This window comes from Shewanella sp. SP1S2-4 (assembly GCF_031932075.1).
Lineage (GTDB): Bacteria > Pseudomonadota > Gammaproteobacteria > Enterobacterales > Shewanellaceae > Shewanella > Shewanella baltica.
In genome coordinates this window covers 1-14,249 of the sequence record NZ_JAUOET010000013.1, presented here as the reverse complement: position 1 = coordinate 14,249, position 14,249 = coordinate 1, and the positions used below count along the sequence as shown (strand labels likewise).

The 14,249-nt window shown below is 47.6% G+C and carries 17 protein-coding genes; 13 read left to right on the top strand and 4 right to left on the bottom strand.

The window, feature by feature from the left end; all coding sequences use genetic code 11:
• Window positions 1-43: 43 nt before the first annotated feature.
• Window positions 44-829: a lipid asymmetry maintenance ABC transporter permease subunit MlaE gene (gene mlaE / locus Q4Q52_RS13020; protein ID WP_006083062.1), complete on the bottom strand. Its 786-nt coding sequence runs from the start codon at window positions 827-829 to the stop codon at window positions 44-46.
• Window positions 826-1,644, bottom strand: coding sequence for a phospholipid ABC transporter ATP-binding protein MlaF (gene mlaF, locus Q4Q52_RS13015; protein WP_063882287.1), 819 nt, complete (start codon window positions 1,642-1,644; stop codon window positions 826-828). Before mlaF ends, mlaE begins: the two co-directional genes overlap by 4 nt.
• A 643-nt stretch (window positions 1,645-2,287) precedes the next feature.
• Between mlaF and Q4Q52_RS13010 the strand changes: the two genes are divergently transcribed.
• From Q4Q52_RS13010 to mgtE, 11 genes are all read left to right on the top strand, one after another.
• Entirely contained in the window at window positions 2,288-3,265 is a 978-nt protein-coding gene (locus tag Q4Q52_RS13010; protein ID WP_107946538.1) for a KpsF/GutQ family sugar-phosphate isomerase, read from the top strand.
• Complete coding sequence (gene kdsC / locus Q4Q52_RS13005) at window positions 3,265-3,816, top strand: 3-deoxy-manno-octulosonate-8-phosphatase KdsC (protein WP_028759542.1); 552 nt, start codon at window positions 3,265-3,267, stop codon at window positions 3,814-3,816. Before Q4Q52_RS13010 ends, kdsC begins: the two co-directional genes overlap by 1 nt.
• Window positions 3,813-4,373 (top strand): LPS export ABC transporter periplasmic protein LptC, encoded by a 561-nt coding sequence (lptC, locus tag Q4Q52_RS13000; RefSeq protein WP_220591973.1) that lies wholly within the window; start codon window positions 3,813-3,815, stop codon window positions 4,371-4,373. Before kdsC ends, lptC begins: the two co-directional genes overlap by 4 nt.
• Window positions 4,360-4,914: a lipopolysaccharide transport periplasmic protein LptA gene (gene lptA / locus Q4Q52_RS12995; RefSeq protein ID WP_261272392.1), complete on the top strand. Its 555-nt coding sequence runs from the start codon at window positions 4,360-4,362 to the stop codon at window positions 4,912-4,914. Before lptC ends, lptA begins: the two co-directional genes overlap by 14 nt.
• Window positions 4,911-5,642: an LPS export ABC transporter ATP-binding protein gene (lptB, locus tag Q4Q52_RS12990; protein WP_006086073.1), complete on the top strand. Its 732-nt coding sequence runs from the start codon at window positions 4,911-4,913 to the stop codon at window positions 5,640-5,642. The genes lptA and lptB overlap by 4 nt, the downstream gene beginning before the upstream one ends.
• 107 nt (window positions 5,643-5,749) lie before the next feature.
• Window positions 5,750-7,228 (top strand): RNA polymerase factor sigma-54, encoded by a 1,479-nt coding sequence (locus tag Q4Q52_RS12985; protein WP_311990788.1) that lies wholly within the window; start codon window positions 5,750-5,752, stop codon window positions 7,226-7,228.
• A 28-nt stretch (window positions 7,229-7,256) separates the two neighbouring features.
• Window positions 7,257-7,544, top strand: coding sequence for a ribosome hibernation promoting factor (hpf, locus tag Q4Q52_RS12980; protein WP_006083070.1), 288 nt, complete (start codon window positions 7,257-7,259; stop codon window positions 7,542-7,544).
• 2 nt (window positions 7,545-7,546) lie between these two features.
• Window positions 7,547-7,990, top strand: a complete 444-nt coding sequence (gene ptsN, locus Q4Q52_RS12975; protein ID WP_006083071.1) for a PTS IIA-like nitrogen regulatory protein PtsN — start codon at window positions 7,547-7,549, stop codon at window positions 7,988-7,990.
• Entirely contained in the window at window positions 7,987-8,841 is an 855-nt protein-coding gene (gene rapZ, locus Q4Q52_RS12970) for an RNase adapter RapZ (RefSeq protein WP_006083072.1), read from the top strand. Before ptsN ends, rapZ begins: the two co-directional genes overlap by 4 nt.
• Window positions 8,828-9,103, top strand: a complete 276-nt coding sequence (locus tag Q4Q52_RS12965) for an HPr family phosphocarrier protein (RefSeq protein ID WP_106649412.1) — start codon at window positions 8,828-8,830, stop codon at window positions 9,101-9,103. Before rapZ ends, Q4Q52_RS12965 begins: the two co-directional genes overlap by 14 nt.
• Before the next feature lie 339 nt (window positions 9,104-9,442).
• Entirely contained in the window at window positions 9,443-10,807 is a 1,365-nt protein-coding gene (mgtE, locus tag Q4Q52_RS12960; protein ID WP_115335537.1) for a magnesium transporter, read from the top strand.
• A gap of 112 nt (window positions 10,808-10,919) precedes the next feature.
• Here the strand turns inward: mgtE and Q4Q52_RS12955 are convergent, their stop codons facing one another.
• Window positions 10,920-11,756 carry a molybdate ABC transporter substrate-binding protein gene (locus Q4Q52_RS12955; RefSeq protein ID WP_311990787.1) on the bottom strand — a complete coding sequence of 279 codons (837 nt, stop codon included), beginning with the start codon at window positions 11,754-11,756 and terminating at the stop codon, window positions 10,920-10,922.
• Between Q4Q52_RS12955 and Q4Q52_RS12950 the strand changes: the two genes are divergently transcribed.
• Window positions 11,742-11,867, top strand: a complete 126-nt coding sequence (locus Q4Q52_RS12950; RefSeq protein ID WP_311990786.1) for a hypothetical protein — start codon at window positions 11,742-11,744, stop codon at window positions 11,865-11,867. The two genes, Q4Q52_RS12955 and Q4Q52_RS12950, sit on opposite strands and share 15 nt — an antisense overlap.
• Before the next feature lie 150 nt (window positions 11,868-12,017).
• Here Q4Q52_RS12950 and Q4Q52_RS12945 read toward each other — a convergent pair whose 3' ends face one another.
• Complete coding sequence (locus Q4Q52_RS12945; protein WP_311990848.1) at window positions 12,018-12,707, bottom strand: OmpA family protein; 690 nt, start codon at window positions 12,705-12,707, stop codon at window positions 12,018-12,020.
• A gap of 935 nt (window positions 12,708-13,642) precedes the next feature.
• On the opposite strand from Q4Q52_RS12945, the gene Q4Q52_RS12940 reads away from it, so the two are divergent.
• Window positions 13,643-13,876, top strand: a complete 234-nt coding sequence (locus Q4Q52_RS12940; protein WP_006083078.1) for a transposase — start codon at window positions 13,643-13,645, stop codon at window positions 13,874-13,876.
• Window positions 13,877-14,249 lie beyond the last annotated feature (373 nt).

The following is a 14,249-nucleotide window of genomic DNA, read 5'->3' as shown; positions in this document are numbered from 1 at the left end:
TCTGTTAATCCATCTTACCTGTGTCGAAATCCGCAGTGTTCCGTTAGCGGCCAAACATCAGGGCTGTCAGTAAAAAATCTAATGCCAATACAGCGAGGCTCGACTGAACCACAGTCTGAGTCGTTGCACGGCTGATGCCTTCCGGATTTGGGATCACTTGATAACCGCGATATAACGCAATCCAAGTCACCACTACGGCAAACACACCACTCTTGATCAGGCAGTTAACTATGTCCTGACGCCATTCGACCGACGCCTGCAGAATCGACCAAAACGCCCCGCTGTCGATTCCTTTCCATTCCACGCCCACAATGTGACCACCGTAAATACCCACAGCGGTAAACATTAACGCCAGCAATGGCATACTGATCACCCCAGCCCAAAAGCGCGGTGCAATAATCTGCCTTAATGGGTCGATAGCCATCATCTCTAAACTCGAGAGCTGCTCGGTACTTTTCATTAAACCAATTTCAGCGGTTAAGGCTGAGCCCGCACGTCCCGCAAACAAAAGTGCGGTAACCACGGGCCCTAACTCACGCAGTAAACTGAGCGCCACCATAGGGCCTAAGCTTTCTTCGGTGCCGAAGCCAACTAAGATGTTGTAGCCTTGCAGCGCCAACACCATGCCGATAAAAAGCCCTGAGACTAAAATAATCACCATAGATTGCACGCCGACCACATAAATCTGGCGCACTAATAGTGGAAAACCTTTGCGCACCCGTGGCCAGCGAAAAATCGCCCCCCACAACATGAGCCCTGCACGGCCAAAACCGAGCACTAACTCAATCGCGCTACGGCCCAAGTCGGCAATACTGTCTATTAACTTCACTTGCCAACTCCTTTTGCCATTAATTCTTGTTGGTAATCATTCGCCGGATAATGGAAGGGTACAGGGCCATCCGGTGCGCCTTGAATAAACTGTTTAAGTTGCGGATTGTCGGCGTACTTCAATTCTTCTGGCGTGCCATGGGCGATGACTTTTTTGTCGGCCACCACATACACATAATCGGCAATACCGAGGACTTCATCCACATCGTGGGAGACCACAATGGAGGTCAGATTCAGCGCATCGGATAACTCACGAATAAGCTTCACTAACACGCCCATAGAGATTGGATCTTGGCCGGCAAAAGGCTCATCGTACATCACCATTTCAGGCTCAAGCGCTATGGCTCTGGCCAATGCTGCGCGGCGTTGCATACCACCGGATAACTCACTTGGCATCATCTGGGCGGCGCCACGCAAGCCTACGGCTTCAAGCTTCATCAGCACGATAGTGCGAATAATGTCTTCTGGCAGACCAGAATGTTCGCGCAGCGCAAACGCCACGTTATCGAACACATTAATGTCGGTAAATAGCGCGCCACTTTGAAACAGCATGCTCATCCGCTTACGCAGGCTAAATAATTCATTGCGACTCACGCCATGGATATCGTGGCCATCAAATAGCACTTGTCCGTGGTCAGGCGTTAATTGGCCGCCGATCAACTTTAACAGGGTCGTTTTGCCTATGCCGCTCGGCCCCATGATCGCCGTCACCTTGCCCCTTGGAATGGACAGGCTAATATCTTCATATATCACACGCTGACCGCGGCTAAACCCCAAATTACGGATCTCAACCAACGGAGTTTGTTCTTGAGTCATGCTTGATTCCGACATTTGCAAAGAGGTGATCCTAGTCTTCCTAGACTGACCAATCGAAGAGCCGCAAATTGTACGTAATTGCGCTTTAACCTACAACCGAATCGACACTATCGCCCAGTGATACTTTCAATTTGCCTCATTTACAGCGAAAATGCGCCCTAAGTTTTCACTCTGCATAGGTAAAATGTTACTTAATGTTTTCAACCTAGTTGCATAATTGGCAATATTGGCTAATTCGTTCGCACTTAGCTCGCTCTTCGTCCACTTTTAAGGTGTGATAAGTCGATACACGAGTGTGAAATCGAGGCATCCCGTGCGGTAATCTCCACTGCGATACGGGATAAATCCATTGAAATAAACGACAAAGACGATGATATTGCTCAAGGCCTTCAGTTGCTTAACGGGTTATTGTGCATGCATAGCTGCCGCATCTGAACTTGACGAGTCAGATCAATCACTCTAGCCTGCCGCAATTGTTTTGTTGTTTTAGGAAACTCACCACAACGAGACATAAGCTAAATCGTCTGAAAACAAACTAAAACTTGGCAGAAAGCCTATTACATATCATCTTTATCGCGTACCAAATTGTGCTATTCCAATCCCATCATGGGGCGACAAAGACAATGCAAAAAGAGAGATAGACATGGTAGACAAATCACAACTGCGCCAATGGGGCTGTAAAGTTATCGACATTGAAAAGTCAGCCCTAGACAATCTTTATCAATATGTTGATTCGGCTGAATTTGCAGAAGCTTGCGAGTTGATCCTCAACTGCACAGGCAAAGTGATTGTCATGGGCATGGGCAAGTCGGGCCATATCGGCAATAAGATTTCTGCCACCCTCGCCAGCACAGGAACGCCCGCATTTTTTGTGCATCCGGGTGAAGCCAGCCACGGTGATCTCGGTGTATTAGCCGATAACGATGTGATTTTAGCGATTTCAAATTCCGGTGAGTCGAGCGAAATCCTCACCTTAATGCCCGTCATCCAACGTATGGGGGTACCCGTTATTGCGGTAACAGGTAAACCCGAATCGAACATGGCGCGCTTAGCTAAAGTGCATTTATGTATTGAAGTTCCAGAAGAGGCTTGCCCACTGGGACTCGCTCCAACATCAAGCACCACAGCGACCTTAGTGATGGGCGATGCCATTGCCATTGCGCTGCTACAAGCCAAAGGCTTTACCCGTGATGATTTTGCAATGTCCCATCCTGGCGGTGCTTTAGGACGCAAGTTATTGTTAAAAGTCTGCGATGTGATGCACAGCGGTGATGACTTACCGCTCGTTAACCACGATATTTGCATCACAGAAGCCCTGTACGAAATTTCCAAGAAAGGCTTAGGCATGACGGCGATTATTGATGATCAGCGCAAACTGGTCGGTATCTTCACCGATGGTGATTTACGCCGCGTTATCGATGCCGAAGTGAATCTGCGTACAACGCCCATCGCCGATGTGATGACCCGTAACTGCGTGACCATCACAGACGGTGTGTTGGCCGCCCAAGCGCTGCAAGTGATGGATTCCAAAAACATCAACGGATTAATTGTTATCGATAAAGACCGCCATCCTATCGGCGCTCTTAACATGCTAGACATGGTTAAAGCAGGAGTCATTTAATGCCACAGCAAGGATTTTACGGCCCAATCAGTGATGATGTGTGGCAACGCGCGCAAAAGATTAAACTGTTGATTTGTGACGTCGATGGAGTGTTTTCCGACGGCCGTATCTACTTAAGCAATAGCGGCGAAGAGCTAAAAGCCTTCCACACCCGCGACGGCTATGGTGTGCGCTCACTACTCACCAGCGGTTTTAATCTCGCCGTTATCACTGGACGTCAATCCAAAATCGTTGAAAACCGTATGACAGCCCTTGGGGTTACCCATATTTACCAAGGCGTAGATAATAAGTTCGAGCCCTATGAAGCATTGCTCGCACTCTATGGTGTCACCCCGGAAGAAGTAGCATATATCGGTGATGATATTGTCGATTTACCCGTGATGAATGTCGTCGGTTTAGCGGTCAGTGTGGCCGATGGTCATCCCTATGTGCGTCAGCACGCCCACTTTGTCACTACGCTCAATGGTGGCCACGGTGCACTGCGTGAACTCACAGATCTGTTGCTACTCAGTCAAAATAAATTCACTTCGGCCCATGGAATGAGTATATGAGTCGTGTGACACTCGCGATTATTGCTTTTTTTGGAACTGCATTAGTGCTGTATTGGCAAGTGCAGAACAAGCACAGCGGTGATACCGATAATAGAGTTAAAGATCAAAATACCCCAGATTTCATCATTGAAGATCTGCGCAGTGTTGAGTTCAATGAACAAGGGCTAGTCAATAGCCGTGTGACGGCGAAACACATGGAACATTATGATTCAACGAATCAAACTTACTTTACTCAACCTGTTTATCTTGTTTATCCAGACCAAGGTAAAGCACAATGGCAACTCAGTGCAGATCAGGGCAAGCTAAACAAGGAAACGGGCAAGGTTGTACTCGAAAACAATGTTATTATTGATGCCATTAGCGCAGAAGAACCGATCCAGACCTTGTCCACTAGTTATCTGGAACTCGATCTCAATACTATGATAATGACCTCTGACCGTACCATTTACGTCACAGGGAAAGATTTTAATATTCAAGGCCAAGGCCTTTATGCCGACCTCAACGCGCAAGAAGTGAAATTGACCAGTCAGGTAGTAGGAACATATGAAGCAAAATAACGTATTACTTGCCAGCCTAATGCTAATAATGAGCATGAGCGCCTTTGCTAAAGTCGACGACCTAAAGCAGGAAGTTAAAATCAAAGCAGTGAGCCAAACGGCAGATATCAAGAACAACCAGATCATCTTCTTTGGCCCGGTGGAAGTTACCCAAGGCTCGATAAAAATCCAAGCAAATGAACTGCGTGCATTTTCTGCCGAAGGTGAAAATAGCAAAATTTTAGTGGCCACTGGTAACCCAGCAACTTACAGCCAAGTGTTAGACGATGGTCGTCCAGCCTCGGCGAGCGCGAAAGAAATTCGTTACGATATGGCAAGCCGTACCCTAACACTGAAAGGCCAAGCTTCGTTAGATCAAGCGGGTAGCCAAGTGACGGGTAATGTGATCCGCTATAACATCATCCAGCAAAAATTGATTGCTGAGAGCACAGGTAGTGGTGACGATCGCGTGATCACTATTATTCAGCCTGAAAGCTATCAAGATGATGCCAAACCAGACGCGCCAGCAGATAAACCTGTGAAAAAGCAGGACTCTAAATGACCCAAATCACCCTAAGAGCACAAAATCTGGCGAAGAGTTACAAGAGTCGCCAAGTGGTTAAAGACGTCAGTCTGACGGTAAAAACCGGTCAGGTCGTTGGCCTACTCGGCCCGAACGGCGCGGGTAAAACTACCACCTTTTACATGGTCGTCGGTCTGGTTAAAAGCGATAAAGGCCACATCTTTATCGACGATGATGATTTAACCGCAGATCCTATGCACCTGCGTGCCCGCAAAGGTATAGGTTACTTGCCGCAGGAAGCCAGTATCTTCCGTAAACTGACCGTCCATGACAACATCATGGCCGTGCTGCAAACGCGTAAAGAATTAAAAAAAGAGCAAAGGGAAGAAGAGCTAGAGCATCTGCTCGAAGAGTTCCACATTACCCACATCCGTGACAGCCAAGGCATGTCATTGTCGGGCGGTGAACGTCGCCGTGTCGAAATTGCGCGGGCGTTAGCAGCAAATCCTAAGTTCATTTTGCTCGATGAACCCTTTGCTGGTGTCGATCCGATTTCGGTTATCGACATTAAAAAGATTATCGAACAGCTCAAAAGTCGTGGCCTTGGCGTGTTGATCACAGACCACAATGTCCGTGAGACATTAGATGTGTGTGAACATGCCTATATCGTGAGTCACGGAAACTTGATTGCCGAGGGGACACCCGCAGAGATCTTAGACAATCAGCAAGTTAGGGCTGTGTACTTAGGTGAACAATTCAGGCTATAGTTAATCAAGCGGAGCCAATGCAGGTAATTTATGCCACCATTGGACTCCACTCAAGATGATAACAAGCGACCTCATCCAACAATAATAACGTAGGGATCAGCGGTAACATGAAAGCGTCACTCCAGCTCAAACTGGGTCAACAGTTAACCATGACGCCACAATTACAACAGGCCATACGTCTGTTGCAACTGTCGTCATTAGAACTGCAGCAAGAGATCCAGCAAGCCTTAGATTCTAATCCCCTTCTCGAGCTGGAAGAGGATCAATTCGACGCCACTAAAGCCCCTGTAAACCAAACGCTATCCGATACGGATTTCAGTGAATCGAGCACTCTGCCGCCAGAGAAAGACAGCTCCACCATAGACACGGCAGAGTCCTTAACCAAAGAATCCATGCCCGACGAACTCCCCATGGACACCACCTGGGATGAAGTGTTCACCGCCTCCCCCAATTCTGGCCCCGGTGGCAGTCGTGAAGATGATATGCCCTTCCAAGGTGAGACCAGTGAAGGCTTGTATGAGCACTTAGAATGGCAAAAAAACCTCACGCCGTTTTCTGAAACCGATTTAGCCATTGCCACCGCCATTATTGATGCCATTGACGATCAGGGCTATCTCACCCAAAGCACTGAAGAAATTCTCGAAGCTATGGGCAATCCTGAGGTTGAGCTTGACGAAGTCGAAGCCGTACTCAAGCGCATTCAACACTTTGATCCCATTGGTGTTGCCGCCCGCGATTTAAGCGAGTGCCTGTTGATCCAACTGTCGCATTTCGCCGCTGACACGCCCAACCTAGAAAACGCCCGCATGCTGATCAAAGATCATTTAGATCTGATCGCCGCCCGCGATTTTAGATTGTTGATGCGTAAGACTAAATTAAAAGAGGATGAGTTAAGAGACGGCATAGCGCTTATCCAAACCCTCAATCCCCGCCCAGGTTTATTGATTACGCCCAACGATGACGAATACGTCATCCCAGATGTGTCAGTGTCGAAGAAAAATGGCCGCTGGGTGGTTGAGCTGAATCCTGACTGCATGCCAAAAATCAATGTAAACCAACATTATGCCTCGATGGCGCGCAGCACTAAAAGCCAAGCCGATAGCCAATTTATTCGTGGCCATCTGCAAGAGGCTAAATGGTTTATCAAGAGTTTAGAGAGCCGTAATGATACCTTGTTGAAGGTGGCGAACTGTATCGTCCAATATCAGCAAGGTTTCTTTGAATACGGTGAAGAAGCCATGAAACCTATGGTGCTTAACGATATTGCCGAAGCGGTAGAAATGCATGAGTCGACCATCTCACGGGTGACGACACAGAAATACATGCATACCCCTAAGGGACTTTTTGAACTAAAATACTTCTTCTCTAGCCACGTCGGTACTGACGATGGTGGGGAGTGCTCATCCACAGCAATCAGAGCCTTCATTAAGAAACTGGTTGCAGCGGAAAACCAGAAAAAACCATTGAGCGACAGTAAGATGGCACAACTTCTGGCAGAACAAGGGATCAACGTAGCCCGCAGAACCATTGCGAAGTACCGAGAGGCTATGCTCATTCCGCCTTCTAATCAGCGTAAAAGTTTATAACCTACAGTGGATATCGGAGGACGTTTCTATGCAAATAAACCTGAGTGGACACCATGTCGAAATTACCGAATCGTTACGCGCATATGTAGAAGAAAAGTTTTCAAAACTTGAACGCCATTTCGAACAGATCAATAATGTGCACGTTGTGCTCAATGTCGAGAAAATGCAACAGATTGCCGAAGCGAGAATAAATCTTATCGGTGGTGAAGTTTTTGCTACTTCAGAGCATGCTGACATGTATGCCGCTATAGACGCCCTGATTGACAAGCTTGATCGTCAGGTTATTAAACACAAAGAGAAGTTAACAAAACACTAATAATGGAACTTTGTACCATACTGCGGCCGGAGTGCACTACCTGCGCCACTCCGGGCAGCAAGAAAAAGGTACTGGAACTCATCAGCGACTTAGTCGCTGCCCAGTACCCGACCCTCTCATCTCAAGAGATATTCGAAAGCCTAGTGGCGCGCGAAAAGATGGGGAGCACAGGTATAGGTAACGGCATCGCCATTCCACATGGTCGACTAGCCGATATAGATCAGCCCATTGCCATACTCATTAAGTGTGAAGAGCCGATAGCATTCGATGCTATCGATAAGCAACCTGTTGATATTTTATTTGCACTACTGGTGCCTGCAGACCAATGTCAGCAGCACTTAAGTACCTTGTCTTGCATGGCCGAAAAGCTGAGCGACAAGCAAATATTAAAGCAATTACGCAAGACGCATGATGAAACGGAACTCTATCAGGTAATCACTGGATGAAACTGGTCATAGTGTCGGGCCGCTCAGGCTCAGGCAAATCTGTCGCCCTAAGGGTACTCGAAGATCTCGGCTATTATTGTGTCGATAACCTTCCCTTGCCCTTAATCGGCACTTTGCTTGAGCAACTCAAAGGCAGTAACGATCTCGTCGCCATCAGTGTCGACGTGCGTAACATGCCTGAGCAGGATAAAGTCTTAGTGAAGCAACTCGCGAGCCTGCCTCCTGATACTGAGTTAACCAGCTTCTTCCTCAATTCCAGCGATAAAATTCTGCTCAAGCGTTACAGCGAAACCCGCCGTTTGCACCCTTTGTCGAAGAGCCAAGTCTCTTTGCAAGAAGCAATAAAACTGGAAGGGAAACTGCTCGAGCCTATGTCAAAACTGGTCGATCACTACATAGATACGTCGAACCTGAATATCTATGATTTAAGCGATCAAGTGAGACAAATTCTGCTCGGCAGTGTCGATAAAGAATTAGTGATCAACTTTGAGTCCTTTGGCTTTAAGCACGGTATGCCCACCGAAGCCGACTTTATGTTTGATGTGCGCTTCCTGCCTAACCCACACTGGGAACTGGCGCTGCGTCCATTGACTGGCTTAGATGAGCCCGTAGCTGAGTTCTTAAATCGCCAACCACTGGTCAATAAGTTCATCTGGCAAATCGAGAATTTGCTGGAAACTTGGCTGCCGCATCTCGAACGCAACAATCGCAGTTATTTGACTGTGGCCATTGGCTGCACGGGTGGGCAACACAGATCGGTTTACGTCGCTGAGCAATTGGCTAAACGCTTTAGTAACGGTAAACATAAGGTTTATGCCCGCCATCGAGAGCTGAATAATGCCAAAGCTTGAACGTCAGATCACCATCTGTAACAAACTGGGATTACATGCCCGTGCCGCCACAAAGCTCGTGGTACTGGCATCCGAGTTTGATGCAAGCATCACCTTGATACAAGGCGATAAACAGGCATCCGCCGCCAGCGTGCTCGGCTTACTGATGCTTGAAACTGGCATGGGTAAAACCATTAAGCTTATCGCCGAAGGCCCAGATGCAGAGCCCGCTCTGGATGCCATTTGTGCCTTAATCGACGCTAAGTTTGACGAAGCCTGTTAGTTTCATTTCATACTCAGTGTTCCACACAGGCACTCAGATCAGTACACATCACACTTAGCACTGCTTATTTGTGCAGTTCACATCTCGTTTCAAAAGCTTGGCGACATATTTGTCGCTCGACGGCACGAACCATAGGCGATTACACTAGCGAGCATTACCGCTGACTCACCTTAGTCTTAGCCGCCTTAATCTATGCGTAAAACGCATGATCTATGCCAGAGCTCTCTATCTGTGACTGAAGCATAACTATCGCGAAGTCACCGCTAAGTCTAGCCCTGCGCCAAGCAGCGCACTCTCGAACCAATTTGCCGCACAGTGGCGGACAACTATGGAGGACAAATGCCCGTAGATAATTCAGAAAACGATCACACCGGACATAGTCTCGACCAGTTAAACCAAGCGCTTAGCAGTGGCATGTTTGTGCACGTGCGTAACATGCTGCAAAAAATGGCCGCCTCAGATATCGCGCTGATCTTAGAATCCTCACCACCCAGCGCCAGACAAGTGCTGTGGCAGCTTATCGATCAGGAACAAATAGGCGACATACTCGACGAGTTAAGCGAAGAACTCAAAGATCCGCTGATCCGCAGCATGAGTCCTGAGCGAGTCGCAAAAGCGACGGCGAGCATGGACACCGACGATCTCGCCTATATCCTGCGTAGCCTTCCCGATGCCGTTTACAAGCAAGTGTTGCAGTCGATGACAGAACAAAACCGCCAGCGGGTAGAACAGGCCTTATCCTATCCCGATGAGACCGCCGGCAGCTTGATGAACACAGATACCGTTACTCTAAGACCCGATGTGAATATCGATGTGGTGCTGCGCTATCTTCGCCAAAGGGGCAACCTGCCAGACACCACAGATACCTTATATGTGGTCGATAAACAGGACAAAGTGCTCGGCGGTGTCAGGCTGGCAGATCTACTGACTTGCGCGCCAAGCACCACAATTCGCAACATCATGGACCCCGATATCCAAAGTATTCCTGTGAGCATGTCCGACAGTGAAGTGGCGCAGAAATTCGAACGCAATGACTGGGTATCAGCTCCCGTCGTTGACAGCGATGGCAAGCTGCTAGGACGAATAACAATCGATGACGTGGTCGATGTTATCCGCGAAGACGCCGAGCATTCCATGATGGGGATGGCGGGGATGGACGATGACGAGGATACTTTTGGCCCAGTGCTAAAAAGTACCCTACGTCGCTCACTCTGGCTCACGATTAACTTGTTCGCTGCACTGCTCGCCTCCTCTGTCAGCAATATGTTTGAAGGCACTATCGAGCAATTTGCCACTATCGCTATCTTGATGACAATTGTCCCTAGCATGGGCGGTGTGGCTGGTAATCAAACCTTAGCGCTCGTGATCCGCGGTATTGCCTTAGGCCATATCGGCCAAAGCAACGCCCGTTGGCTTATCGGTAAAGAATTATCGATTGGCTTTCTCAATGGCTTAATGTGGTCGATTTTAGTCTTTGTTGCCGTGTTGCTGTGGAAGGATGATATGGCACTGGCGGGATTAATTGGCAGTGCCATGCTGATCAACATGACAGTGGCTGGCCTTGCAGGTGCGAGTATTCCATTGATTTTAAAACGCCTTAAAATCGATCCCGCCCTCGCTGGCGGCATGGTGCTCACCACAGTCACTGACGTGGTTGGTCTGTTCGCCTTCCTCGGATTAGCGACGCTCTATCTGATGCACTAATGCTTTAACGCTTTAACGCTTTAACGCTTTAACGCTTTAACAGTTTGAGTTTATAACCAAAACGGCATCGAAAGGGTGCCGTTTTTTTATCTCGCTGAAAAACTAGAAAAGGCTATTTTGCCGGTGGTTGAAAGCCATAACTGCTCAGTATAACTTGGCCTTTTGCCGATAGAATAAACTCAGCTAACGGCGTTGCGGCAGCATTGGCGCCCTGCAAAACCAATAAACCATAGTCAGCCCCCACGGCGAGTTCCTGCGGTAAGTCGATGATTTGTAGACTCGGCACTTCTTTTTTAGCCAGCACAGCATTAGTGCAATAGGTTAAAAAGATATCTGCTTGTTTGTTTTCCATCACCCAGCCATAAGGATTGCGATCTTTAGGTGGTTTAGCACTCTCAGGGCCGCCAGTCAGTTGCAATGCCTTGATCTCTAACGCGGCTTTCGCATTGGGTTTTACCGCTTCGGCCTTAGCAAAAACGGCCCAGGCATAATCACCCGCCGGATCAGCTTTCGGGGTTGAGGTGCCAACTTTGACCTTAGGATCTAACAAGGTATCGAGTAGCGTTGCGCTCGTCACCTGAACATTATCCTGGGCAACCGCGCAGAGTTGATTACGGGCAAACATTTGCACCGCTTTCCCCTGACCCGCATCCACTAACGCCTGCGGATGTTTCATATTTGCCGAGGCAAAAATATCGACTTTTTCACCCTCTTGAATGCGTTTTAACAATAAACCTGATGGCGCATATTGTGCCGCAACACTCGTTTGCGACTCGGCTTGATAAGCGGCAATAATATCCTTCATCGCAGTCTTTAAACTGCCTGCGGCGCGCAGTTCTATCGGCGCCGCTCCTGTGGTCACTTCGGCTTTCATCGGCATTCCTTGTACAGCAGCCACCGTGATGACAGGGCTTAAACTCAAGGCGACTAACACGTGTTTGCTTGTCATAGTCATATTCTCCTCTGGGCGCTAAAAGTCATTCTGGTGACTTATCCCCATACAGAACGTGAAATCGGTAAAGGGATCAAGCTGAACTCATCCCAAGGCAAACCGCTGTGATGTGATTGTGGTGCAGATCACCCAAAACACAGGTTAGAGAGGACAAATTGTCTAGCTAAAATCTGCGGGGCACTTACCGCTAAATATACCTATCACAGAAACAAAAAAGTCGCCCTCAGGCGACTTTTGTAAAACTAGAATACTTAATGTCTATTGACCCGTCGGCGTTAATACAATCTCAACGCGGCGGTTTTGGGCGCGGCCATTGGCATTAGCATTTGATGCGATAGGACTCGCTTCACCCATGCCTTTTGATTTTACACGGGCAGAGGCGACGCCTTTGCTCATCAAGTAATTACCCACTTCACCCGCACGTACTTGTGACAGACGTAAATTGTAAGAGTCTGAGCCACTGCTGTCGGTATAACCTAATACGTTAAGCTGTGTTTTGCTGTATTCCTTGGCCACAACCGCCACTGAGTTCAGCACGCGTTTAGCGCCGTCGCTTAACTCGGTTTGATCAACGCCGAAGGTGACTTCATTAGGCATATTCAAAATGATGTTATCGCCGCTACGGGTCACACTCACGCCCGTTGAGGCGAGTTGTTGGCGTAATTTGGTCTCTTGCACATCCATGTAATAACCAATACCACCACCGACTGCAGCGCCCGATGCCGCACCAATTAACGCACCTTTACCACGGTCGCTTTTGCTCGAAGAGACGACGCCAATGGCAGCCCCTGCAACAGCACCAATCAATGCGCCACTGGTCGCTTTAGCGGTTTGCTCTTCGTTTGAATAGGGATTGATTGTTGTACAACCCGATGCAACTAACGCGGTCGTTAATACCACTATGGCTAACAGGGATGGTTTAGATTGCGCTGCCTGAAAACACTTCATCATTTATAACCTCTTTATATGATTGATGACTGTGAATACTGCTCAAAGGGCACGAAATATCACTTCACACTAGGTAATACGAATGACCTAGGGATTGCCACAAGGCAGGCAGTATATACCCAAACAACCTGAAGATGCAGGATTCAGCGGGAGTTTAACGCACTTTAGGCAAGGCGGTTATTTGCGGACCTAGTGGACTAAGTTAAAAATAACCAACGCAGCATAAAGTGCGTTAAAACCCGCCGGGACGGAGCGCCTAGGGCACTCCACTTCCGTGTTGCATCAATTCAAAAGGTGGCCGACATTCCGTCATTGATGCGCCTTGAATTGAAGCACCCTAGGCGCTCTGAAACTCGTATCTTCAGGTAGCTTGGGTATATAGACAATTGCGCTTGAGACAATCCTTTATCCATATTCAATTCTGCTAATCCAGATTGTAGTCAGCAAAGATACAGATTTCGGGTTGCAATCGTGCCTTAGACAGCCCTGTTCCATATCAAGCCGAAGGCACCGAAATAGTGCGTCTTGCACTGTTTTTGGCAGCACTAAAAAATCACACTGTTTTAATCGAATATACAACATAATGATTTTAATGAATAAAATAAAAATTAGAATATTGGCACGAATTTTACATACTACTAAGTGAGTAGACAGTCAGACGCGGTATAAATCGCCGAAAACTCAAGTCGACTTCAACAGGATTAATCCAAATTAAATGGACCTATCGAGACAGAAAATGAACTCGAGTATTTAGGGTCATGAAGGAGGAAGTATGAAAACAGTCATGAACTTTATCGCACTATGTCGCCACGAATGGATTTGTTTGCGCCACCTAGGTCTGAGCCAGTGGGATTTAGAACAGCGTCAATATCATCAATAAAAGGCAATGCAAACGGTCATATTTTAGTTAGAAAGCAGTAAAAGAGGGAACGCTCATGGGAATCGCAGAAAATAGTCTCAAGCTACATGTTATCACCGAGGTTAAAGTGCAAGGTCGCTTACTGTCGGATGTTGCACGTCAATACGGTTTATCTGCCAAGGCAGTTTACCAATGGGTGCGGGAAAGCGATCTGCAACCCCAGCAAAGAGAATGCGCATTAATGAGCGAGATTGCCCAACTACAGAAAAGGATTAAACAGCTCAATAACGAGCTACGCACTATAGGTTAAGCGCTGCATGGCAATTGAGTGCCTTTATAACAAGCTAAACGTGCCCGAATAGACAAGGCCGGACGAGATTGCATTTCGCCCTGCTGATAACGCTAAGGATGTAAAAGATGTGCTAACAACAATAATAACAGCGCCCTTTTTAGTCCGGCCTTGTCGTCCAAATTGATGAACCCAGCGAAGATTGGAAAATAGTATTAAAACCGACAAACGAAACGAACAGAGACAATGCAAAAGTTTCGGCAAGACTGGGGAGGGAGTTATCTCCCCCAAGATCAAATATGTGAATTGTGCTCCCCCAAGTCATGAACATATTTCTCTCTCTGGTCTTGTCATTTTATTCACAGTTCTATGATTGCTAGCTTGTTTGTAGCAA

What these genes read in the sequence shown, in the direction of transcription:
- Q4Q52_RS12955 (WP_311990787.1), bottom strand. Translation starts at nt 11,756, where the DNA reads ATGACAAGCAAACACGTGTTAGTCGCCTTGAGTTTAAGCCCTGTCATC.
- Q4Q52_RS12945 (WP_311990848.1), bottom strand. Translation starts at nt 12,707, where the DNA reads ATGAAGTGTTTTCAGGCAGCGCAATCTAAACCATCCCTGTTAGCCATA.
- Q4Q52_RS12985 (WP_311990788.1), top strand. Translation starts at nt 5,750, where the DNA reads ATGAAAGCGTCACTCCAGCTCAAACTGGGTCAACAGTTAACCATGACG.
- hpf (WP_006083070.1), top strand. Translation starts at nt 7,257, where the DNA reads ATGCAAATAAACCTGAGTGGACACCATGTCGAAATTACCGAATCGTTA.
- ptsN (WP_006083071.1), top strand. Translation starts at nt 7,547, where the DNA reads ATGGAACTTTGTACCATACTGCGGCCGGAGTGCACTACCTGCGCCACT.
- Q4Q52_RS12965 (WP_106649412.1), top strand. Translation starts at nt 8,828, where the DNA reads ATGCCAAAGCTTGAACGTCAGATCACCATCTGTAACAAACTGGGATTA.
- Q4Q52_RS13010 (WP_107946538.1), top strand. Translation starts at nt 2,288, where the DNA reads ATGGTAGACAAATCACAACTGCGCCAATGGGGCTGTAAAGTTATCGAC.
- Q4Q52_RS12940 (WP_006083078.1), top strand. Translation starts at nt 13,643, where the DNA reads ATGGGAATCGCAGAAAATAGTCTCAAGCTACATGTTATCACCGAGGTT.
- lptC (WP_220591973.1), top strand. Translation starts at nt 3,813, where the DNA reads ATGAGTCGTGTGACACTCGCGATTATTGCTTTTTTTGGAACTGCATTA.
- lptA (WP_261272392.1), top strand. Translation starts at nt 4,360, where the DNA reads ATGAAGCAAAATAACGTATTACTTGCCAGCCTAATGCTAATAATGAGC.
- kdsC (WP_028759542.1), top strand. Translation starts at nt 3,265, where the DNA reads ATGCCACAGCAAGGATTTTACGGCCCAATCAGTGATGATGTGTGGCAA.
- mlaF (WP_063882287.1), bottom strand. Translation starts at nt 1,644, where the DNA reads ATGACTCAAGAACAAACTCCGTTGGTTGAGATCCGTAATTTGGGGTTT.
- mgtE (WP_115335537.1), top strand. Translation starts at nt 9,443, where the DNA reads ATGCCCGTAGATAATTCAGAAAACGATCACACCGGACATAGTCTCGAC.
- rapZ (WP_006083072.1), top strand. Translation starts at nt 7,987, where the DNA reads ATGAAACTGGTCATAGTGTCGGGCCGCTCAGGCTCAGGCAAATCTGTC.
- lptB (WP_006086073.1), top strand. Translation starts at nt 4,911, where the DNA reads ATGACCCAAATCACCCTAAGAGCACAAAATCTGGCGAAGAGTTACAAG.